The sequence below is a fragment of the uncultured Tenacibaculum sp. genome (genome assembly GCF_947499065.1).
In the GTDB taxonomy this organism is placed as follows: Bacteria; Bacteroidota; Bacteroidia; order Flavobacteriales; family Flavobacteriaceae; genus Polaribacter.
In genome coordinates, this window is sequence record NZ_CANMMT010000003.1 from 158306 (window position 1) to 179895 (window position 21590).

Sequence of the window (21590 nt, forward strand, 5' to 3'; positions counted from 1 at the left end):
TTCTTTTTAGAATGCTATTAAATTAAAGAGTTGACGCATGTGTGAACGCACTCGTTTTACATAACGTTGTTCAAGTTCTTTTGCGTTGAGGTTGGTTATTGCATGGAGTTTAGTTTGTAGTTGTTTTTATTCGCATAGTTATTGTATTAAATTGTTAATAATCATCAAGACGAAAGTAAAAATCAACTATACTATTCTTAAAAGGTGCTTTATGAAAGTGTCAGTTGAACTGACACTTTGAAAAATAACTGTCGATTAACTGACAGGTTAAATCAAATTGTATCGAATTAGATGAACTTCTAAAAACGTGAAAACCACATAAATCATAAGACTTATGTGGTTTTTTAAGAGTTTTAATACTCTTTTTTGTGACCTCGACAGGATTCAAACCTGTAACCTCTTGAGCCGTAATCAAGTGCGCTATTCAGTTGCGCCACGAGGCCGTTTTGCGGGTGCAAATATATGAATGTTTTTTAATTCTAAAAAATAAAAAAACAGTTTTTTTTGATTTTTTATTTGACCTATGAATTTACTTCTTCGTTAAAGTCATGAATTATTTTTTGAGCATCCTCAAAATCAGATTTATAGATAAATAAATCGCTTGAAGCTCCAGTAGTTCCAAAACCAGCAAGTCTTCCAGATTCTTTATCGTCTTTTATTAAAGTTGCTATTTTGGCTTGGTCAAGTAAGTAAGCAAGTCTGTTAATTAAGATAGAAGTTCCTGTGTAAACTTTTATATGTTCTTTCATAATAATAAAAATTTTAATCCAACGAATTTATTGTAACAAAGGCTCGCCATCCAATAATTGCTAATTGAAATTTTGAAGCCTTAGAAATATCCAATTCTTTTTTAGTAAAAGAAGGTAAAAGAGCTTTGTTTAGTTTGGCTAAAAATTTAAATACTAGTTTTTTCATTGTAAGTTGATTGTATATCAAAAATACTGAAAAAAAATTAGTTTTATTCTAGGGAATGAATTCAATTCACTCCCTAGAAATAGCTAGGTAGTTGTTTTACTTTTTCTTTTTTATCAATTTTTAGTAATACCCTAATAGGTGTTAAATATTCAAATAAATTACTAATGTTCTTTTTTGTTAGTCTGGCAGTCCCCACAATAGTTTTACAATCCTATTAATCCCTATTTTGTGGGGTAAACCAGTGCTAATTAACTTTTTCTTTTCATAATAATCACAATTTCTTTTTCAATAACAAATGTTCATAGCTTTTAAAATCTTTTCATAGACAAGTTTTTAATTTTCTTCATGTTTTTAGCAGTTTTTATGGTTTATATAAAATACTTTAAAATCGGTCTGTAATTTTTCTTCTTTATTTATTACTGAACTTAAACTCCCTAAAAATAATATTGTGGTTTTAAGTTTTGATTAAAAGAATAAATGAGTAATCAGAGTAACAATTTTTATAGCAATAATAATTAGTTTTAAAGTGATAACAATCATTAGTTTTTTTGTGTTTTTTGGTTAGTTTAATTAGTTGATTTCTTAATTGTTTTTCGAATATATGAGAAAGGAAACTATAGCACCAAAGCTTTTAAAAAGAAATAATTAAATTGAATTTTAAATTAAAGTTTAAAAAGTTGTTTTGGTTTAAGGTTATAACTTTATTCTCTTTGTTGTTATTTTAATTTGTAGTGTTTAAGTCTGTTTATTGTTTTAAGTTGTAATTAAATAAAGGGTTTTTTTTTCTTGTTTTAAAAAAGTAAAGGAAAATGTAGATCGAAAAGAGAGGGTTTTTAAGGTTTTGATTTTTTGAGGGCTTAAAAAATTTAAAAAAAGTAGTGTTGTCAAGGAGGATTTAGAGCTTGTGTATTTTCGAGTCAAAGCGCTATCTTCGCAAAAAAAATATATGAGTTTAGTTTATATAATCTTAGGATTACTATTGTTGGTACTTGGAGGAAATTGGTTGTTAAAAGCAGCAGTAGGTTTGTCATTAAAGCTAAACATACCAAAAATAGTTATTGGTATGACTGTTGTGTCTTTTGCAACGTCAGCGCCAGAGTTAATAGTAAGTGTAAAATCAGCTTTGGAAGGTGCTACTGGATTGGCAGTTGGAAATGTAATAGGTTCAAATATTGCAAATATAGGTTTGGTATTAGGAATTACAGTTATTTTGTCAACAATTGAAGTTGAAAGAAGTTTCTATAAAACCGATTGGCCAGTAATGATGATTGCTTCTGTATTGTTGTATTTTTTTATAGCTTTTGATAATATAATTCAGCAATATGAAGGGATAATCTTATTTTCTATGTTAATTGTATTTTTAATTTACTTACTGCGTTTTCAAAAGACAGCAGTAGTAGATGAAATGCCAGAAGATGATGAAGAATTACCATTGTATAAAATAGTACTATTCTTAGTAATTGGAGGATTAGGATTATGGGGAGGATCAGAACTTTTAATAGATGGATCGGAAAGTTTAGCAAAGAACATGGGAGTTAGTGATGCTGTTATTGGTGTGACGGTAGTTTCGGTAGGAACAAGTGTACCAGAGTTAGCAGCTTCTATAATAGCAGTTATAAAAAAGGAAAAAGCAATTTCATTAGGGAATTTAATAGGGTCTAATGTATTTAATATTTTGGCAGTATTAGGAATTACGGCAATAATTACTCCTGTTGAAGTTAAACCAGATGCTTTAAGTTTAATTAATAATGATATCTATTGGATGTTAGCTATTTCATTTATAGTATTACCATTAGTGTTTTTCCCAAAGAAATTACGTTTGAATTGGAAAGACGGAATCATTTTGCTAGGAGCATATATTTTCTTTGTATATCAAACATTAGCATAAAAATAAAATCCCGCATTTGCGGGATTTTTTATGAATTCAAAAACTAAAAATCTAATTAGATTTTTGCGCTTTTTACAGTATCGATAATTCTACCAGCTACTTTGTATGGATCAGCATTAGAAGCAGGTCTTCTATCTTCTAACCAACCTTTCCAACCTTGCTCAACGGTAATAATTGGAATTCTAATTGAAGCTCCACGGTCAGATACACCATAACTGAAATCGTTAATAGAAGCAGTTTCGTGTAAACCAGTTAATCGTTGATCGTTATATTCTCCATAAACGTCAATATGTTCTTTAGTAACAGGTCTAAAAGCTTCACAAACCTTTTCATAAGTTTCCTTGCTTCCACAAGTTCTTAATAAAGTGTTTGAAAAGTTAGCATGCATACCAGAACCATTCCAGTCACCTTTTACAGGTTTAGGATGATATTCAATGTAGTATCCAAATTTTTCAGTTAATCTATCTAATAAATAACGAGCTACCCATATTTCATCACCAGCTTTTTTAGCTCCTTTAGCGAATAATTGAAATTCCCATTGCCCTGAAGCTACCTCTTGATTAATTCCTTCAAAAACTAAACCAGCAGCAATACATAGGTCAGCATGCTCTTCAACGAAATCACGTCCATGTGTGTTTTTACCACCAACAGAACAGTAGTACATTCCTTGAGGTCCAGGGTATCCTCCAATAGGGAATCCTAAAGGTAATTGAGTGTGAGTGTCCATGATGAAATACTCTTGCTCAAAACCAAACCAAAAATCATTATCGTCGTCATCAATCTTAGCACGAGCATTAGATACGTGTGGAGTTCCATCAGCATTTAATACTTCAGTCATTACTAAAAAACCATTCTCACGAGCTGGGTCTGGATAAATAGCTACGGGCTTTAATAAACAGTCAGAATCTCCTCCTTCTGCTTGTCTTGTAGATGAACCGTCAAAAGACCAAATTGGACAGTCTTCTAATTTCCCACTAAAATCTTCAACAACTTTAGTTTTACTTCTCATGTTTTGAGTTGGATAATAACCATCCAACCAAATGTATTCTAATTTAGATCTAGTCATGATTTTTATTTTGTTATTGTTTTTGAATTAATTACAATGCAAATATGTGTTATTTTTTTTATACCCTAAAATTTTTAGGGGTGTTTTTAAAAATGTTAACTTTAATTTAAATTTAACCCTTAAAAAAATAGGGTTAAATATATTTTTGATATTTTTGAGGTGGTTTAATAGTAAAATAATAAAAATGTCTACTATCCGATTTAGAGCTTTAGAACAAACATTACATAGAAAACCAATTTTGGTTGAAGAAAAAGGAAGAAGATCAGAATTATTTGCGCAAAATGTTTTTAATGAGCAAGCTATGCGTAAACACATGACGAAAGAAGCCTATAATGCAGTTCAGAATGCAATTGAGCTAGGTACTAAGATAGATAGAGGAATTGCAGATCAGATAGCGCTTAGTATGAAAGAATGGGCATTGTCAAAAGGAGCTACACATTATACACACTGGTTTCAACCATTAACAGGAGCCACAGCAGAAAAACATGATGCTTTTTTTGAGCCAATAGATGGAGGAGGGGCTATGGAGCGTTTTGATGGTGGACAATTAGTACAACAAGAACCAGATGCGTCTAGTTTTCCGCACGGAGGAATTAGAAATACATTTGAAGCTCGTGGTTACACAGCTTGGGATCCAACTTCACCAGCTTTTATTTATGGTACAGCTTTATGTATTCCAACGGTATTTGTAGCATATACGGGAGAGGCGTTAGATTACAAAACCCCTTTATTAAGAGCATTGCATGAAGTAGATAAAGCAGCTACGGCAGTAGCAAAATATTTTGATAAAAATGTAAATAAGGTAAATGCGACTTTAGGCTGGGAGCAAGAGTATTTCTTAATAGATATGGCTTTGGCAAAGTCACGACCAGATATTAGTTTAACCGGGCGAACATTACTAGGGCATTCATCAGCAAAAGGACAGCAACTAGATGATCATTATTTTGGAACTATTCCAACACGTGTCTTGAATTTTATGCGTGATTTAGAGCAAGAGAGTTTAGTGTTAGGTATTCCTGTAAAAACACGTCATAATGAGGTAGCTCCAAATCAATTTGAATTAGCTCCTATTTTTGAAGAAGCAAATTTAGCAGTAGATCATAATTCTTTATTAATGGATGTAATGAAAAAAGTAGCTGAAAGACATTCCTTCAAGGTACTTTTTCACGAAAAACCATTTGCAGGAGTAAACGGATCAGGAAAACATAATAATTGGTCTTTAGCAACAAATACTGGAGTAAATCTATTAAGTCCAGGAAAAACGCCAATGCGTAATTTGGAGTTTTTAACTTTTTTTATCAATACAATAAAGGCGGTAAATGATTATGAAGAGTTATTGAGAGCTTCTATTGCAAGTGCTAGTAATGATCATCGTTTAGGTGCAAATGAAGCACCACCAGCAATTATATCTGTTTTTATAGGGTCTCAATTATCTTCCGTATTGGATGAATTAGAAAATGTAACTAAAGGTAAAATTTCCCCTAAAGAAATGACTGATTTAAAGTTGAATGTAGTAGGGAAAATTCCAGAAATATTATTAGATAATACAGATAGAAATAGAACATCACCTTTTGCATTTACAGGAAATAAATTTGAATTCAGAGCAGTAGGTTCAACAGCAAACTGTGCTAATGCAATGACTGTATTGAATACTATTGTAGCAAAACAATTAATCGAGTTTAAAAAAGAGGTAGATGCTTATATAGATAAGCATTCAGTAAAAAAAGATGATGCTATTTTTAATGTTTTAAGAGAATATATAAAAGCTTCAAAAGGTATACGTTTTGAAGGAAATGGTTATGGAAAAGAATGGGAAGCAGAAGCAAAAAAGAGAAAATTAAGTAATCATAAAACTACGCCAGAAGCATTACAGGCTAAAATATCAAAGCCTACAATTCATTTGTATGAAGAGATGAATATAATGAATGAAGTAGAATGTAAGGCTCGTTATGAAATAGAAATAGAGGAATATAGTTTACGACTACAAATAGAATCCAGAGTTTTGGCTGATATATCTAGAAATCATGTAGTGCCAACAGCGATAAAATACCAAAATATTTTGGTAGATAACGTGAAAGGTTTAAAAGAAATTTATGGAACTTCTTTTAAAACAATAGCAAAGGAGCAAATGACTCTTATTGAGTCAATTTCTGAGCATATTGAAAAAATAAATCATTTAGTAAGTTTAATGATTGAAGAAAGAAAGAAAGGGAATGCAATGAGTAATTCAGATAAAAAAGCATTTCATTACTGTAATAAAGTAAAGCCTTACTTTGATAAAGTACGTTATCATTGCGATAAATTAGAGTTGATGGTAGATGATAATTTATGGCCCTTGGCTAAATATAGAGAATTACTTTTTACAAGATAAATACGATGCTATTTAAAGAAATATCTTGTTTGAAAAAGGGGGAAAACCCCTTTTTTTTATGCTTGTTATAGAATAAAAATTCTCTTTCTTTCCCCTATAATTCCTTGTTTTTTTAATTTTTTGAAAAATGAAAAACAAAGCTATGTTGTTGATTACTATTTTAATAAAAGGCTAAAATTTGTATCTTAGCTATGTTTAAACACGCAAACTATATATAGTTTTTAGTACTACCTTTATAACAATATAATAGGTTGATGAAAATGAAAAGATGACACACCTCAGTCATATCATTTTACCCTAGTAATTTTATTCTACCCCAATTTTAATAGCACCCCATAATCGTTATAAACTTAGTTATAGCGGATAAATATGGTGTGTTAAAAATTTAACTAACGTATTTTAAAATTATTAATTATGAAAAAATTATTAATAGTAGCTTTATGTTTAGCTACAAGTATGGCATTTTCGCAGGCTCGAAATGTTCAAACAAGTCAAGGAAATGAAGGAGCTATAGCTAAAAAGGCTGGAGTGTCAGAGCATGCAATGGAGAGACCTTTACAAGAAAGGCCAACATGTCCAGAGTGTGAAGTAGTACAAGCAGATTGTGCTCCAGATGGCTTTATTCCAGCAGATAAGAATAAAGTTAGTATTCAGCAAGTAGGTGATAACAATGAGGCGAAAGCAACTCAAAGTGGTCATCGTAATATGTCGTTAATAAGACAAAACAATACTGCTGGTAGTGTTGCACCACCAACAGGTAATTTAGCTTCAACAGATCAAGGAGGTCAAAGAAACGGAGCAAATATTAAACAATATGGTGATGACAATACATCTCGTATTTTCCAAAGAGGTAATGATAACTATGCCAAAGTAGATATAGGAGTTGGGCATGCTGAAGGAAACTTAACATATGCCTTACAAGTAGGAGATGGGAATAAAGCTTCTCAAAAACAGCGATATGATAATAATAAAGCTGCTTTATACCAATGGGGTAACAACAATTCGGTTGTTCAAGACCAGTCTAGTGGACCAAATGGTTCTAGTGGTAGTGAGGCTTTTGCTAATCAAGTAGGAGATGGTAACTCTATAGAGCAAAATCAAACAGGTTCTCATAACTACGCGTCTGCTTACCAAACAGGTAATAATAATGAGTCTGAAGAAACTCAGGTAACAATTACTGATGATCCAACAGTTTGTAATATCTCTACAGTTAACCAAGTAGGAGATGATAACAAATCATGTGTTGATCAAGATTCACAAGGAGGAAATAACTGTAGTTTAGTTAATCAGTTAGGTAATCAAAACCGTTCTCAAGTAAATCAAACTGCTTTACAAGGAGGTAGTAATGCTTCATGTGTATTGCAAAAAGGTAATATGAATACAGCTCAGGTTACTCAAACTGGGCCAGGAGGTATATAAGATTTTTATATGGGGTGAGATTATTTTCTCACTCCATATTTTATATAATTTATAAAAAAAAGAAAAAATGTTAACATTTAAGAGAGTAGTTTTTGCTTTTATGTTTATGATTCTAGCTACTGCTGTTCAAGGGCAAGATGAGAAACTACCAAGTTATTTTTCGAATGAAGAGTTGCAATTAAATAATTTAAATATAGTTGGTGATTTTTCCTATGATTTTAAAACAAAGTCAAAAGAAGTAATAAGTACAATTTCGTTAAAGCAAATAGGTGATGAAAATATAGCAAAAATAGACGATAGAGCTTCATTAGGGAAGCACAAGGTTTATCAAATAGGAGATAGGAATAATTACCAGTTTATAAATTATAGAAATACCATGTCTATAGACTTAGGAATTTTACAAACGGGAAATGAAAACTCATTGAGAATTCAAGGAACAAATTCAATATTTAAAAACCTAAAAATAGCACAGTTTGGAGGTGCAAGAATGAGTATAATTAATTATTAGTGTCTAATAAATCAGTTGAAAGGAGATGAAAAAGAAAAATTTGTTTTTAGTTTTAATTAGTTGTTTTTGTTTGTCTTATGTGTATTCTCAAGAATTCGGTAAACGTAATGTAAAAGGAAAAATAAATTTAATTAAAGTAGACGATTTTTTAACATTAACAGCTCTGGTAGTAAATGAGGAAGCGTTTTTTATAGATAAGCTTAATTACAACTTTGTAGCTCTAAAAAAAGGAGTTTCTGGGAATTATTCTAAAAGTGATCAAACAAATGATTTTTCTTTGAAACCGAGTGAAGAAAAACAGTTGTCTACTATAAAAATAAACATGAAAAAAGGAGAGGAGTTGAGAGTGTATTTATTCATTAAGTATGAGAATAAATTAATACATCGAGATACATTGTTTTTAGGACAAAAAATTAAAGCTGTAAAAAGAAAACAAGAAGTTAGTGAACAACAATACCTAATTAGGGGAATTGTAATTGATGAAGCAATTACAAGAATAGGTAAAGATTATCATGATTTTTTTTATAAAGAGTATTTAGTAACAGGTAAAAATTACCCCTTTATTATAAAGATAGTTGAAAAACCAGCGCTTGGTCGAAGTAGTATGATATCGGTAGAGGTAGATGGAAAGAAGGTGCATGAGTTTTTCGCAAGACCTACAGAAGATTATTTAAAGTCTAATGTGGTGTATGCAATGAGGAAACTAAGAAGATATAACCAAACAAGGAAAACAACTTTCCAAAATAAAATTTAACCCAATTAAAATATTATTATGAAGAAAAAATTACTGTTTATTTTGTTTTTTATAACAAGTTTTGTGTATTCACAAGATTTAGTTTACCGTCCAATAAGTCCTTTTTTTGGAGGAGATACTTTTAATTATCAGCAAATTATAGCATCGGTAACAGCACAAAACGATTTTACCGAGGAGGAGGATAATCAAAGAGATGTACCAACTAATTTAGAAAATTTCACTAATAGTTTAAATAATAGACTGTTGAGCTCTTTATCGCAAAGTTTGTTTCAACAACAATTAGGAAATACGAATTTAACAGTAGGTACCTATACTTTTGGAGATTTGGTGGTAGAAATTACACCAGGTACTAATGGTTTGAATGTAAGTATACTTAATGTTACTACAGGAGAACAGACGCAAATTACAATCCCTAACGGTAACTAAAAATAACTATGAAAAAATGTATAAGTATAATTTACATGTTAATATTATGTGTATTAACAAGCTGCGGGACTTATTTTAATCAACCATTTGTACAAACTAAAGCAAGAATAGGAGAAAATACATCTCCAGAAGCCTTAGCTAAAAGTTTTTTACCAGCGAATAAAATTATTGTAGGAGTTTATAAATTTCGAGATCAAACAGGGCAATACAAGCCTGTGCAAAATGGATCTACATTTAGTACTGCAGTAACGCAAGGAGGTACAACAATTTTATTAAAATCATTAGAAGAGTCGGGTTGGTTTAGACCTATAGAAAGGGAAAATATAGGAAACCTTTTAAATGAGCGTCAAATAATTAGAAACACAAGGCAAGAGTATGCAAATGGAAAAAAAGTAACCATGCCACCATTACTCTTTGCAGGTACAATTATAGAAGGTGGGGTTGTTTCGTATGATTCTAATATAATTACAGGAGGCTCTGGTTTGCGATATTTTGGTGTAGGTGCATCAAATCAATATCGCCAAGATCGAATAACTGTTTATTTAAGAATTGTTTCTACTTCAACAGGAGAAATTTTAAAGAATGTTTATGTTTCAAAAACAATACTTTCTCAAGGAATATCAGCAAATTTATATCGCTATGTTTCCTTAAGAAGACTATTAGAAGCTGAAACAGGCGTAACAAAAAATGAACCTTCTCAATTGGCGGTTAAAGAAGCAATAGATAAGGCGGTAGATTTATTAATAGTTGAGGGAATAGTAGATGGAATATGGCAGCCAAAAGGAGGGAAGCCGGCTATAGATTATATAAAAGAAGTGTATAATAAAGAAAAGGAAGAGGCTCAGAACACTAAGCTGTTTAATAGAAAAGAAGAAAAAAGAAGAGAGAAGTTTGCAGTGGGAGCAAGTATGGGGACTTCAAGAATTAGCGGAGATTATGCTAGTCCAACTTATCAATTTGGCTTCGATTTAAAGTTTAAATATATGCTTAATGATCCCAAATTTAATTTTTGGGTAACTCTAGGTAGGTTTGAATTAGATAATAAGAGAACTTTTCATGAAACATTTATAACTTCTGGACTTAATTTCGAATATACAATCTTACCTTATGAAAGATTTACACCTTATATCTATGGAGGAGTAGGATCCATATCAAGGGAAAATTTAGAAGATACTTTTTTCAAATTCCAAGGCGGACTTGGAGTAGAATATTTAATTACAAACAAGGTTGGGCTTTTTGTAAATGGAGAATACAACATGCTGCTAAGTGATAACTTGGATAGGCAAATAGTTGGTGAGAAAAACGATTTAGTATGGCGTTTTGGTGCGGGTATTAATATCTATTTTTAAAAGAAATTCAGATGAGAAAAGTAATAAAAATAATAAGCTTGCTATTAATTACACTTGTTTTTATTCAGTGTGGAGAAGATGGTACTATAGGATTGATAGAGTATGGAGATTTAACAGGAAAAGTTGTAAAAAAGGATGGTTTTGTGCCTTTAGAAAATGTAAAAATAACTTTGTCGCCTACAAATAATACAACGTTTACAGATGCGGAAGGGAATTTTAAATTTGAAAGAATAGAAGTGCAAGAGTATTCAGTGCAAGCAACTAAAGAAGGATATTTAGATAAGTTTGAAGGAGCTACAGTAACTGTGGAAGCTGTAGTTAATGTGGTGTTAGAGTTAGAAATATCAACAGCGTTAAATAAGCCACCAACAAAACCAGAATTATTAATGCCTGCTGATGGAACTGAAGATTTACCAAACGAAGTAGAGTTAACATGGGAATCGACAGATCCTGAAGAAGATGAGTTAACTTATGTTTTAGAGCTTAGAAATGATTTTAATAACGATGTAACCAGAATTACAGATATAAAAGAGAAAAAATATCTATTGTCAAATTTGAAATATGGCGGAAAATATTTTTGGAGTATAGAAGTAACAGATGGGATAAATGCAGAAGTAGTAAGTAGTATTCGATCGTTTACAGTAAAAGAAGATCCTGGAAATCGATATTTTTATGTTAAAAATGAAGGTGGAAATAATGTAATTTATTCATCAAATTTTAATGAAACCAATAATGAAGTTTCAAATACAGTTCAATTAACCGATCCTAATTTGAATTCATGGAGACCAAGAAAAAGTAACGTAGCAAATTTGATAGCTTTTTTAAGAATAGATAATAATGAAGCACATATTTATACAATGAAAACTAATGGAAATGATGTTCAAAAAGTAACATCAACAATACCAGTAGCAGGTTTTAATTTAAATGAAATGGATTTTTCATGGTCGCCAGATGGAAGTAAGCTATTGTATGCTAATTTTGGTAAATTATATTCAATAAATAAAGATGGTAGTGGTTTACAAAATATATATGAAGCAGCAGGAGGAAGTTTAATAACGGAATGCGATTGGAGTAGCGACGGAACTAAAATAGCTATAAAAACCAATAATGCAAATGGATATGATGGAGCTATATTAGTTATTGATATGAACGGGAATGTGTTAAATACAGTAATATCAGGAGTTGTTGGAGCTATGGGGGGAATTAACTTGTCAACATCAGGAAATAAATTATTGTTTACAAGAGATATTTCAAATCATCAGGCTACAAATTATAGACAATTAGATACTAGGTTGTTTATTTACGATTTTACTGATATGAGTTTTACAGATGTTTCAAATGTTGAAAAAACAAGTGGAACTAACGATTTAGATCCACGATTTTCACCAAATGAAGCAGAAGTTATTTTTGTAAATACATCTAACGATGGAATTTCACAAAGAAATATTATGAGAACTAACTTAGTAGGAAATATAGAACGTAGAATGGTGTTTGCAAATGCTATAATGCCAGATTGGGAATAATATTATATAACTAACTCAAAATTAAAAAGCGAACGTTAAAAAACGTTCGCTTTTTTCTTGATATGAAATTAAGAAAAACTAACTTTGCAGTAACAACAACACAACAAATGAGTAACGAAATATCTAAACGCTACGCGCAACGCGGAGTGTCAGCATCTAAAGAAGATGTTCATAATGCTATTAAGAATATTGATAAGGGATTGTTCCCAAAGGCATTTTGTAAAATTGTTCCAGATTATTTAACGAATGACGATGATTACTGCTTAATTATGCATGCAGATGGAGCGGGAACAAAATCGTCATTAGCATATATGTATTGGAAAGAAACAGGAGATATTTCTGTTTGGAAAGGTATAGCGCAAGATGCATTAATAATGAATATTGACGATTTATTATGTGTAGGAGCGACTGATAATATTATGTTATCTTCTACAATAGGACGTAATAAAAGTAATATTCCAGGAGAAGTTTTATCGGCAATAATCAATGGGACAGAAGAATTGATTTCTGAACTAAAAGATTTTGGAGTAACAATTCATTCAACAGGAGGAGAAACCGCAGATGTAGGAGACTTAGTTCGTACAATTATTGTTGATTCTACTGTAACGGCAAGAATGAAACGTGCCGATGTAATTGATAATGCCAATATAAAAGCAGGAGATGTTATTGTAGGTTTGGAATCTTTTGGACAAGCGACTTATGAAAAAGAATATAATGGCGGAATGGGGTCTAATGGACTAACATCAGCTCGTCATGATGTATTTCATAAATATTTAGCTGAGAAGTATCCAGAAAGTTTTGATGCTTTGGTACCAGAAGAATTAGTGTATTCAGGAAACACAAAGCTTACGGATGAGGTTGCGAACTCGCCAATAGATGCTGGGAAATTAGTTTTGTCACCTACAAGAACTTATGCGCCAATAATCAAAGAAATATTATCAAAGTTTTCTTCAGACAAAGTGCATGGAATGATACATTGTTCAGGAGGAGCGCAAACTAAAATATTACATTTTGTAGATGAGTTGCATATAGTAAAAGATAATATGTTTCCAATACCACCATTGTTTAAGTTGATTCAAGAACAATCTAAGACAGATTGGAAAGAAATGTACCAAGTGTTTAACTGTGGGCATAGAATGGAATTGTATGTGTCTGAAGAAGTAGCAGAAGAAATCATAACAATTTCAAAATCATACAATGTAAATGCGCAAATAATTGGAAGAGTAGAGGCTTCAGATAAAAAGAAGTTAACTATCAAAAGCGAATACGGAACATTTGAATATTAAAATAAAACAAATAAAAAGCCTTAGAAAATTCTAAGGTTTTTTTATGCAATAAAACTAACACAGTTTTTCAATAAAAATATTGTAAGTAGGTTGGTTATTCTATTTTATTAAAAATAAAATCAATAGAAAATTCATCGTTAGAAACTTTGCATTTCAATTGCTGACCATCCATATAGTAATTAATTTTTTTAGGAAATTCATTTTGTTCATTTTCAGAAACAAAAGAAGTATCAGTTTGTTGTGTAAATTTAAATAACGTAGGTTGCTCATTCACACCTACAATTTTTAAATGCAATATATTTTGAATAGAAACAATACTCATAGTTTCTTTAAAAACGGTATCGTTTTCTTGTAGCGTAAAACCGATTCCGGTTAAATCATTATTCCAAAAATCAAAAGTTGTTTTGGTAGGTTTTTCGTTTAAGCGTTGCCATTTTCCTTGTAGCCAATTAGGTTTTTGAGTTTCTTTTTGACAAGAAAAAAGTAGAATAGAAATAAGTATAATTAGATAGTAACGCATATTATTGCTCTTAAAAGACATAAAGATAGAGATAAAATTCGATAAAAAATCGTAAATTCGCACCCCAAGAAAAGATACAATGCTAGATAAATTACAGATAGTTAAGCAACGTTTTGATGAGGTTTCAGATTTAATTATTCAACCAGATGTTATTTCTGATCAAAAACGTTATGTGCAATTAAATAAAGAATATAAAGACTTAGGAAAGGTTGTTAAAAAAGCAGACGAGTACAAAGGTCTTTTAGATACCATAGAAGAAGCTAAAGAAATTATTTCTGATGGAAGTGATGCAGAAATGGTGGAAATGGCTAAAATGGAAATGGATGAAGCAAAAGTTAGAATTCCACAATTAGAAGATGAAATTAAGTTTTTGCTAATACCAAAAGACCCAGAGGATGGTAAAAATGCTGTAGTGGAATTACGTGCAGGTACAGGAGGTGATGAGGCAAGTATTTTTGCGGGAGATTTATTTAGAATGTATACGAAGTACTGTGAAGGAAAAGGATGGAAAGTATCTACAGTAGATTTTTCTGAAGGAACTAATGGAGGATTTAAAGAAATCCAATTTGAAGTTTCTGGAGAAGATGTATATGGAACATTAAAGTTTGAGGCAGGAGTACACCGTGTACAACGTGTACCACAAACAGAAACACAAGGGCGTGTGCATACATCGGCAGCAACTTGTATGGTTTTTCCAGAGGCAGAAGAGTTTGATGTAGAAATTAACCCAAAAGATGTTCGTATCGATTTTTTCTGTTCTTCAGGACCTGGAGGTCAGTCGGTAAATACAACATACTCAGCAGTACGTTTAACACATATACCTACAGGGTTAGTAGCGCAGTGTCAAGACCAAAAGTCGCAGCATAAAAACAAAGAAAAAGCATTTAAAGTATTACGTTCTCGTTTATACGATTTAGAGTTAGCAAAGAAACAAGAGGCTGATGCAGCAAAACGTGGTTCTATGGTAACATCAGGAGACCGTTCAGCAAAAATTAGAACATATAATTATCCGCAAGGTCGTGTAACCGATCATAGAATTGGATTAACGTTATATGATTTATCTAATATTGTTAATGGTGATATTCAGAAAATTATAGACGAATTAATGCTAGCAGAAAATACTTCCAAACTTAAAGAGTTAGGAGAAACTATCTAATAAAAAAGACCAATCATTGATTGGTCTTTTTTATTTTGTTATTCCTTGTAAAACAGGAGAATAAATGGTATCTTGTAAAGATATTAATATTCTATCCGTAATAAGGAGAAAATCTACACATGTATAATACTATTTTTCTGAAGCCCCTCAGGTATTCATAGTTTTCTTTAAGTAAAGCATTTTTATTAGAATTTTTAATTAAGAGAGTAAGTCATTATATCAATAACCCTAAGTTGATAAGGTTATTGAAGTATTAACCCATAAATAAATTAGATATATGTTGAAAATTATAGTAAAAGAAGGCGAGAATATTGATAGAGCTTTAAAACGTTATAAGCGTAAATTCAGAAATGTAAAAATTTTACAAGAATTAAGAGAACGAAAGCAGTTTACAAAGCCATCAGTAGCAAGAAGAGCACAAATACAAAAAGCAGCCTACAGAGAAAAATTATTAAAACAAGAATAGTTAGAAGTATTTGATTAGTTTAGAATGTTTGTAAATACATAAATGGGAGTATTTTACGAAGTATTTCTTAATTTTGTTTCATGCAGAGTTTTATTGATTTTATTAAACAGCACATTTTTATTTCAGAAGAAATTGAAGCAGCAATAAAAAGTGTTGCGGTAGAAAAAGAGTACCTTAAAAATGATTTATTGGTCGAAGAAGGAAAGACTTGTAAATATTTGTATTTCTTAACTGAAGGAACTGTAAGAGCTTATTTATATTTAAAAGGGAAAGATATAACGAACTGGATTTATCCAGAAAATTCAATGTTTACTTCTTGGCATAGTTATATTTTAAGAAAACCTTCTTCAGAATATATTGAAGTTACTAATGATGCTAAGGTAATTGCTATTTCTTATGATGATTGGCAGGAATTATATCAGAAATATCCTAAATTAGAACGTTTTGGACGTTTAATAATGGAAGAACAAATCGGGTTAATTGATGATTTTTATAAAGGATATTATTTCTTAACAGCAAAAGAAAAGTACGAGTTATTAATTAAAGCATACCCTAGAATAATTCAAATAGCAAATTTGGGGCATATAGCTTCAATGTTGGGAATTAGTCAAGAAACATTAAGTAGAATTCGTGGAAAATAAAATAGGCTTCCTTATTTAAAAGAAAGCCTAACAAGAGCTGAGTTCTATGAGATTAAAAAACTCTAACAACATTAAACCCAAAAGATATATCCCCTTTGGTCCAATCCCCTTCAGCCTTTGTTAAGAAAGCGCTGTCGTTGCTTGCCCTTGCGTTGGAAAATAATAGTTGAAAAACATGACCCCCTGTTTCAATATCAATTCCTAGTGTTAGAGGATTTTTAAAAATTGAATTTTTATGTCTACTAAAGTTGTGAGCATAATCTAAGTTAACACTCATACGCTTACTTACTTTTAATCGACCACCAACACCCATTAAAAACTGATTGTGTGTATTACCACCAGTAACAGTGTGGTCTTGTAAGTTTTGACGAACAAAAGAAGGAGCTATTTCGAGAGATAAGTTCTTAGAAACTCTTCGTGAAGCAAGTAATTGAAAAGTATAACTCATTCGGTCTCCAAATTTTAAATTAGGATATTTTTTCTTTTTTAATTCAGAGTTGATATCCGCGCTAGCATACCCTACTAAGTTTAATGGAAACTTGCTTGATTGTTTAGTGAAACGAACTTTTGCTGTACCAGAATATGTTTTTTCAAAACTATCTCTACTTAAACTTAATTGTACTCCTTCCCAAAAGCTATAAGCTAATTGAATTTTAGTATTTGCTTGATCCAATCCAAAAAACTCATCAACACCATCTTTTAAAGATCCAAAACGATGGGCAACAATTAAATATAAATCCCCTTTGTCGGCAATTTTAGTAGATTGTAAGTTTCCTATTTGCATTGCTTTAAAAGCTGGTAAAGCAAATAGTTTTTCATTTTTAGTTTCATTGTCTAATTCATCTAATAAGTCGTCTTGAGCAAAAGTTTTTATAGATGTAAAAACAATTAAAAAAGCTATGATGTATTTTATTTTAATATGCATTGTTCTAATTTTAATTCGTCTAATAAATCATCGTATCCTATAACACGACCTTTAATTTGTATGTTGTCATTTTCTTTTATTGAAAGCCTAGCATCAGTATTCTTTAACTGGCAATAGATTTGATTTTCTAAGGAGATACCGTTTTCATCAATAGCGGTTACTTTGCCAGACAGTTGTACAACTTTTGTGTTCCACTCAGAAAAATTCTGACTTACTTTTTGTAAAAAAACTGTCGAGCTTCCTTCAAAATCTACGTTTAGCTCTTCAATTGTTTTATGAGGTTTATAAGCGTACTTGTATGCTGAATATCCTCCTATGAGCAAAATGAAGAGTACAACCAAAAACTTATTTCTTTTCAACCAATTCATAAGCTATAGAAACGTTTATTTGCTCAGCTATTTTCTTGCGAACAATACTTGGTATTTTAATTCCAAAATCTTGTGGTTGTACAAAAAAATTAGAGTTTAACATAATTTTATTGTTCTTCAAAACAACCTTGGCAGTAGTGTTTACTTTTTTCTTTTTTCCACGAACCGTAATAGTTCCTTTTAATGGAAATTCTTTTGAGTTTGATAAATTTTCTAAAGAAAACCCTTCTAACTTTCCTCTAAAAGTAGCTTTAGGATATTGGTCGCTGTCCATATAGTTTTCATTAAAATGCTCTTGCATTAAAGAAACTTTAAATTTAAAAGCAGTAATAAATAACTGAGCAGCTATATCTCCAGTGTTGGTTTTTAAAATAGCTGTAGAGCTATTGTTAGTAGCTTCTACAGGTTCAAATGCTTCTACAGAAGCTTTAAAATGCGTGCTACCAGTTCTGGTAAAATATTTTTGAGCAGTAATTGATTGACTAACCAATATAATTGCTAGGATGATTATTTTTTTCATGTAATTACGTTTTGTATTTTGAAACGAGTTGAATTATTCTAAAAAGCCATCAGCTTTCCATTTATCAATAAGTGCTCTTTTTTCAGCAGTAAGAAGTCCACTTTGAGGCATTGGACTTGCAGCATCGTTCATTCTAGTAATTAGAGTTCCAAACTGAGCTGAGTTTTTAACTTGTTCGTATGTTTCTAAGATTAATCCTTTTCTTGGGTTTACAGAACTGTGACAGGTCAAACAATTATTGTAAATAATAGGTTGTATATCTTTAGTATAAGTTACTGTTCTACTAATAGTATTAGGTAATGGTATTTCTGCCTTTGTACAACTAACCATTAAAGCTACGATTGAGATATAAAATACTTTTTTCATCTTTTTAATTTTGAACATCAATATTGGTTACGTTTTCTATTTTGTTTTCTAATGGTGCTACGGTAATTTTTTTACTAATGCTTAAAATATCACCTTGACTTGGAGTGCCATCACCAGTTTTATCAGCAATAACAGTTAAGTAATATTCTCCGGGATGTAGATAAGTGAATAAAAAAGTGTTCTCTTTATTTTCTAAACTAGGAAAATGTAATAGTGTATCAAAAGCAGCAAAACTAGAAGTTAAATAACCGTTAGCGTCAGTTAAAGGATCTTTTGAAAGATATACCAATAAATTAGTGTCGGTAATTTGATTGTTTCTAGTTAGGTTTACAGTTAAGGTACCTAGTCTAGGATGATCGGTAATTTGATATGGGTCTCCAGATTGAGGGGCTAACTCATAAATGTTATTATTAGCTTGTTGTGCTAAAAACGTTGCAGATGTAGCTGCTTGTTCACCTTGTTTTACATATAGGTTTTCTGCTTTGAACCCATCAGCAAAATCTAAACCACTGTCAATAGCATTTTGAGGGTAATTAGTAGCACTAGCAGCAGCTTGAGCTAATTCCATATGCATTTTCTTTCCTTTGAAAGTCATATGACGCGTTGGAATACGACTACCTAAATTACTAGTGTATGAGTTGAAATATAAACTGTCATTTTTAAAACGTAATTCAAATGACATAATGTTTTTATTTCCAATAGCGTCTACAAAACGATAATATTTACCTTCAGAATTTCTGTCTTCTACTTTATCTAAAACAAAATAACTAGTTCTGTAAATACCACTTAATAACCCACCGTTACGTCCCATGATGGTTCTTTTACCTTTGTAATTTGTTACAAAAAATGAGGTAAGTAAATTTCCTAAAGAACCTCCTTCATGAATACCGTGAATATGTGATTTTGAGATGGCTCTATAATCCCATGCGAACCAGGGATAATCATCGGCAATAACTCTATTGCTACCTACCCAGTGACCTTGCATTTTTTCAAAAAAGTCAAAGCCATCAGTATTAATGTCGGCAGGAATAACTTCAGCTGAAGGTTGCGGGTTAGAATTTGTTCCACCTGTAATGTCTCTAATTGCATCTTCACAACTTGCAAGAGCAAGTGTTATACATAACCCAAAAAGGATGTGTCTTTTTTTCATGATTTAGTTTTTGTTATTGTTTTCTTACCCAAATTTCAATTAGAGGTTTATGCATGATGTAGCTTGTAACTTCTAATGTGTCTTTGTGTTTAATTTTAATCTTAAGATTGTCAGAGTTGGTTTGTGTAGCTCCTGAAATAGCATCAACAAAAGTGTCGTCCTTATAGGTTAAATTGTTTAAAAAGATATCTTTATCAGTGCCAGTTTCTCTAATAATAGTAGTGTCGTCGTTATAATAAATAACTTTACCAACAAGTTTGTTAGCCTGCTTCTCTATTTTATAAGTGGCCTTATAAAATGAGCTTTGGACATTCCAGATACCTAAAATTCGCTCATCTATTCGAGTAGAACACCCAATTAGAAAAATTAATAAACCAAATAAATATCTCTTCATTTTTAATTCTGAATAATTACGGAGACAAAATTGAGAAGGTTTGTAAGAAAGATTTTTGACCTATGTCAAAATCATCATAAAGAAGTGTTTTTGATTTAAGTCAAACAAAAACTTAAGGCACCAGTGTACATTTGAACAAAATTTATTTAGGATGAAAAAATTGATGTTACGTTGGAATATAGATAAACCAAGAGATTTAATAATAATATTTATAGTTTTTTCAATAACAGGTTCAACTTCGATAACAATAGGACGCCCTGTTTTAAAAGCAATAGGAATAACCTTAGAAAATATGCATGCAGCTATTTACTATCCGTTGTTTATACTATTAAGTTTTATATGTTATCAAGTTTTTTTGGTATTATATGGATGGCTTTTTGGACAATTTAATTTCTTTTGGAACATGGAAAAGAAGATGTTAAGAAGGTTCGGTATTTCTATTTAAAATTTCTTTTTATATTTAAGGATGAAGAAAACAATTAAATGGCGAACCTTAATTGCTTTAGTGTTAATGTACATTGCTATATTAATGAACTGGGAATGGGCTTGGGGAGTTTTGTTTATGTTTTGGGTTATTCCCGATCTTTTTTCTGGGATAACTTACTTTATAGAGCCGATTTCTAAAAAAGAGAATCCTAAAACATATTGGATAATTATTATTAGCTGGATTTTTATGGCCTTGTTCTCTTTGTCAACTTTAGTAATAGATTATCCAGGATACACTTATTAGTTATGAATGATTTTTCTATTGGAGCTATTTTTAAGAGATATAAATGGAAAATTTCGTTTACTTTTTTACTATTAATTTTAGAAAATATATCTAAAGTGCTACAACCTTTGATTTTAGGTATTGCTATTAACGATTTAATTAATGGAAGTAACAAAGGACTGTGGTTGTTTACAGGCTTGTATTTAATAGGTTTTGTTATTGGTACCATACGTAGGTATTACGATACTCGTGCCTATACATTTATATATACAAATGTAGCTTCGGAAATTGCAGAAACACAAAATAAAAAAGGAATAGAAGTTTCAGCTATTGCAGCAAGAAGTGCATTAGTAAAAGAATTAGTAGATTTTTTTGAGCACGATGTTACCCAGGCATTCACATCAGCGATTAGTGTTGTGGGAGCATTGATAATGTTAGCATTGTTTGATTTGTGGATTTTTGGAGGATGCTTGTTAACTATAATCATTATCATTTTAATTTATACCTTTAGCACCAAACGTATTTATAACTATAACATAGGTTTAAACGATGAGTTAGAACATCGAATAAATGTGTTAGAAACTCGTGAACATACAGGTATTTTTAATCATTTTAAAAAAATAGCTAAGTGGTTAGTTAAAATGAGCGATTTAGAAACAGTTAATTTTTCAATCATTGAAATTGTATTGTTCATACTAGCAATTTATGCATTGTATGCTTCAGCTAGTGCTGTAAATGCTACAGCTGGTGGCATTTTTTCGGTACTTACTTATGTTTTAGAGTTTTCAGGAGGTGTGTTTATGCTTCCTATTATATTTCAACAAATAATTCGTTTACAAGAAATTAGTACAAGGCTAAAAAATATTTAAA

General features: G+C 31.0%; 25 protein-coding genes, 1 tRNA gene and 1 pseudogene. 15 read left to right on the forward strand and 12 right to left on the reverse strand.

Features of this window, described 5'->3' with window-relative positions:
- Positions 1–6 precede the first annotated feature (6 nt).
- The 4 genes and pseudogenes from Q0958_RS08275 to Q0958_RS08290 all read right to left on the reverse strand — a co-directional run.
- Positions 7–123, reverse strand: a pseudogene (locus Q0958_RS08275) (ATPase); the annotation flags it as partial.
- A gap of 246 nt (positions 124–369) precedes the next feature.
- Positions 370–443 (reverse strand) — tRNA-Arg (locus Q0958_RS08280).
- A 78-nt stretch (positions 444–521) separates the two neighbouring features.
- On the reverse strand, positions 522–749 hold the full coding sequence (locus tag Q0958_RS08285) for a DUF2007 domain-containing protein (protein ID WP_150900405.1): 228 nt from the start codon (positions 747–749) through the stop codon (positions 522–524).
- Positions 750–762: 13 nt separating this feature from the next.
- Positions 763–915 (reverse strand): SsrA-binding protein, encoded by a 153-nt coding sequence (locus Q0958_RS08290; protein WP_235273229.1) that lies wholly within the window; start codon positions 913–915, stop codon positions 763–765.
- Between the two features lie 946 nt (positions 916–1861).
- Here Q0958_RS08290 and Q0958_RS08295 point away from each other — a divergent pair.
- Positions 1862–2803 (forward strand): calcium/sodium antiporter, encoded by a 942-nt coding sequence (locus Q0958_RS08295; protein WP_299122007.1) that lies wholly within the window; start codon positions 1862–1864, stop codon positions 2801–2803.
- A gap of 55 nt (positions 2804–2858) precedes the next feature.
- Here Q0958_RS08295 and Q0958_RS08300 read toward each other — a convergent pair whose 3' ends face one another.
- Positions 2859–3869, reverse strand: a complete 1011-nt coding sequence (locus tag Q0958_RS08300) for a glutamine synthetase beta-grasp domain-containing protein (RefSeq protein WP_299122009.1) — start codon at positions 3867–3869, stop codon at positions 2859–2861.
- A 184-nt stretch (positions 3870–4053) separates the two neighbouring features.
- On the opposite strand from Q0958_RS08300, the gene Q0958_RS08305 reads away from it, so the two are divergent.
- The 8 genes from Q0958_RS08305 (at position 4054) to Q0958_RS08340 (ending at position 13505) form a co-directional block, all read left to right on the forward strand.
- On the forward strand, positions 4054–6240 hold the full coding sequence (locus Q0958_RS08305; protein WP_299122010.1) for a glutamine synthetase III: 2187 nt from the start codon (positions 4054–4056) through the stop codon (positions 6238–6240).
- 414 nt (positions 6241–6654) lie between these two features.
- Entirely contained in the window at positions 6655–7659 is a 1005-nt protein-coding gene (locus Q0958_RS08310) for a hypothetical protein (RefSeq protein ID WP_299122011.1), read from the forward strand.
- A gap of 67 nt (positions 7660–7726) precedes the next feature.
- The gene (locus Q0958_RS08315; protein WP_299122012.1) at positions 7727–8167 is read left to right on the forward strand and encodes a hypothetical protein; all 441 of its coding nucleotides are present in this window, start codon (positions 7727–7729) and stop codon (positions 8165–8167) included.
- Between the two features lie 25 nt (positions 8168–8192).
- Positions 8193–8921 (forward strand): CsgE family curli-type amyloid fiber assembly protein, encoded by a 729-nt coding sequence (locus Q0958_RS08320; RefSeq protein ID WP_299122014.1) that lies wholly within the window; start codon positions 8193–8195, stop codon positions 8919–8921.
- Between the two features lie 18 nt (positions 8922–8939).
- Positions 8940–9347, forward strand: a complete 408-nt coding sequence (locus Q0958_RS08325; protein ID WP_299122015.1) for a curli assembly protein CsgF — start codon at positions 8940–8942, stop codon at positions 9345–9347.
- 35 nt (positions 9348–9382) lie between these two features.
- Positions 9383–10696: a CsgG/HfaB family protein gene (locus tag Q0958_RS08330; protein WP_299122016.1), complete on the forward strand. Its 1314-nt coding sequence runs from the start codon at positions 9383–9385 to the stop codon at positions 10694–10696.
- A gap of 11 nt (positions 10697–10707) precedes the next feature.
- Complete coding sequence (locus Q0958_RS08335) at positions 10708–12219, forward strand: carboxypeptidase regulatory-like domain-containing protein (protein WP_299122017.1); 1512 nt, start codon at positions 10708–10710, stop codon at positions 12217–12219.
- A 107-nt stretch (positions 12220–12326) separates the two neighbouring features.
- Complete coding sequence (locus tag Q0958_RS08340) at positions 12327–13505, forward strand: AIR synthase related protein (RefSeq protein ID WP_299122387.1); 1179 nt, start codon at positions 12327–12329, stop codon at positions 13503–13505.
- 94 nt (positions 13506–13599) lie between these two features.
- Here the strand turns inward: Q0958_RS08340 and Q0958_RS08345 are convergent, their stop codons facing one another.
- Positions 13600–14025, reverse strand: coding sequence for a hypothetical protein (locus Q0958_RS08345; RefSeq protein WP_299122019.1), 426 nt, complete (start codon positions 14023–14025; stop codon positions 13600–13602).
- Positions 14026–14104: 79 nt separating this feature from the next.
- Here Q0958_RS08345 and prfA point away from each other — a divergent pair, with 79 nt between their 5' ends.
- The 3 genes from prfA (at position 14105) to Q0958_RS08360 (ending at position 16288) form a co-directional block, all read left to right on the forward strand.
- Positions 14105–15181: a peptide chain release factor 1 gene (prfA, locus tag Q0958_RS08350; RefSeq protein WP_299122020.1), complete on the forward strand. Its 1077-nt coding sequence runs from the start codon at positions 14105–14107 to the stop codon at positions 15179–15181.
- Positions 15182–15458: 277 nt separating this feature from the next.
- Positions 15459–15647, forward strand: a complete 189-nt coding sequence (gene rpsU, locus Q0958_RS08355) for a 30S ribosomal protein S21 (RefSeq protein ID WP_150900392.1) — start codon at positions 15459–15461, stop codon at positions 15645–15647.
- An 80-nt stretch (positions 15648–15727) separates the two neighbouring features.
- A complete protein-coding gene (locus Q0958_RS08360) occupies positions 15728–16288 on the forward strand; it encodes a Crp/Fnr family transcriptional regulator (RefSeq protein WP_299122021.1) in 561 nt (186 codons plus the stop codon).
- A gap of 52 nt (positions 16289–16340) precedes the next feature.
- Here Q0958_RS08360 and Q0958_RS08365 read toward each other — a convergent pair whose 3' ends face one another.
- From Q0958_RS08365 to Q0958_RS08390, 6 genes are read right to left on the reverse strand one after another with little or no spacing between them, the layout of a single operon-like run.
- A complete protein-coding gene (locus Q0958_RS08365; protein WP_299122023.1) occupies positions 16341–17213 on the reverse strand; it encodes a DUF5777 family beta-barrel protein in 873 nt (290 codons plus the stop codon).
- Positions 17198–17581: a hypothetical protein gene (locus Q0958_RS08370; protein WP_299122024.1), complete on the reverse strand. Its 384-nt coding sequence runs from the start codon at positions 17579–17581 to the stop codon at positions 17198–17200. The genes Q0958_RS08365 and Q0958_RS08370 overlap by 16 nt, the downstream gene beginning before the upstream one ends.
- Positions 17559–18101, reverse strand: a complete 543-nt coding sequence (locus tag Q0958_RS08375) for a YceI family protein (protein WP_299122025.1) — start codon at positions 18099–18101, stop codon at positions 17559–17561. Before Q0958_RS08375 ends, Q0958_RS08370 begins: the two co-directional genes overlap by 23 nt.
- Before the next feature lie 33 nt (positions 18102–18134).
- Positions 18135–18467 carry a hypothetical protein gene (locus tag Q0958_RS08380; protein ID WP_299122026.1) on the reverse strand — a complete coding sequence of 111 codons (333 nt, stop codon included), beginning with the start codon at positions 18465–18467 and terminating at the stop codon, positions 18135–18137.
- Positions 18468–18471: 4 nt separating this feature from the next.
- The gene (locus Q0958_RS08385; protein WP_299122028.1) at positions 18472–19617 is read right to left on the reverse strand and encodes a hypothetical protein; all 1146 of its coding nucleotides are present in this window, start codon (positions 19615–19617) and stop codon (positions 18472–18474) included.
- Positions 19618–19630: 13 nt separating this feature from the next.
- Complete coding sequence (locus Q0958_RS08390) at positions 19631–20011, reverse strand: hypothetical protein (protein WP_299122029.1); 381 nt, start codon at positions 20009–20011, stop codon at positions 19631–19633.
- 151 nt (positions 20012–20162) lie between these two features.
- Here Q0958_RS08390 and Q0958_RS08395 point away from each other — a divergent pair, with 151 nt between their 5' ends.
- From Q0958_RS08395 to Q0958_RS08405, 3 genes are read left to right on the forward strand one after another with little or no spacing between them, the layout of a single operon-like run.
- Positions 20163–20456, forward strand: coding sequence for a DUF6787 family protein (locus Q0958_RS08395; RefSeq protein ID WP_299122030.1), 294 nt, complete (start codon positions 20163–20165; stop codon positions 20454–20456).
- Between the two features lie 21 nt (positions 20457–20477).
- Positions 20478–20741 carry a hypothetical protein gene (locus Q0958_RS08400; RefSeq protein ID WP_299122031.1) on the forward strand — a complete coding sequence of 88 codons (264 nt, stop codon included), beginning with the start codon at positions 20478–20480 and terminating at the stop codon, positions 20739–20741.
- A gap of 2 nt (positions 20742–20743) precedes the next feature.
- On the forward strand, positions 20744–21589 hold the full coding sequence (locus Q0958_RS08405; protein ID WP_299122033.1) for an ABC transporter six-transmembrane domain-containing protein: 846 nt from the start codon (positions 20744–20746) through the stop codon (positions 21587–21589).
- The last annotated feature ends 1 nt before the right edge of the window (position 21590 follow it).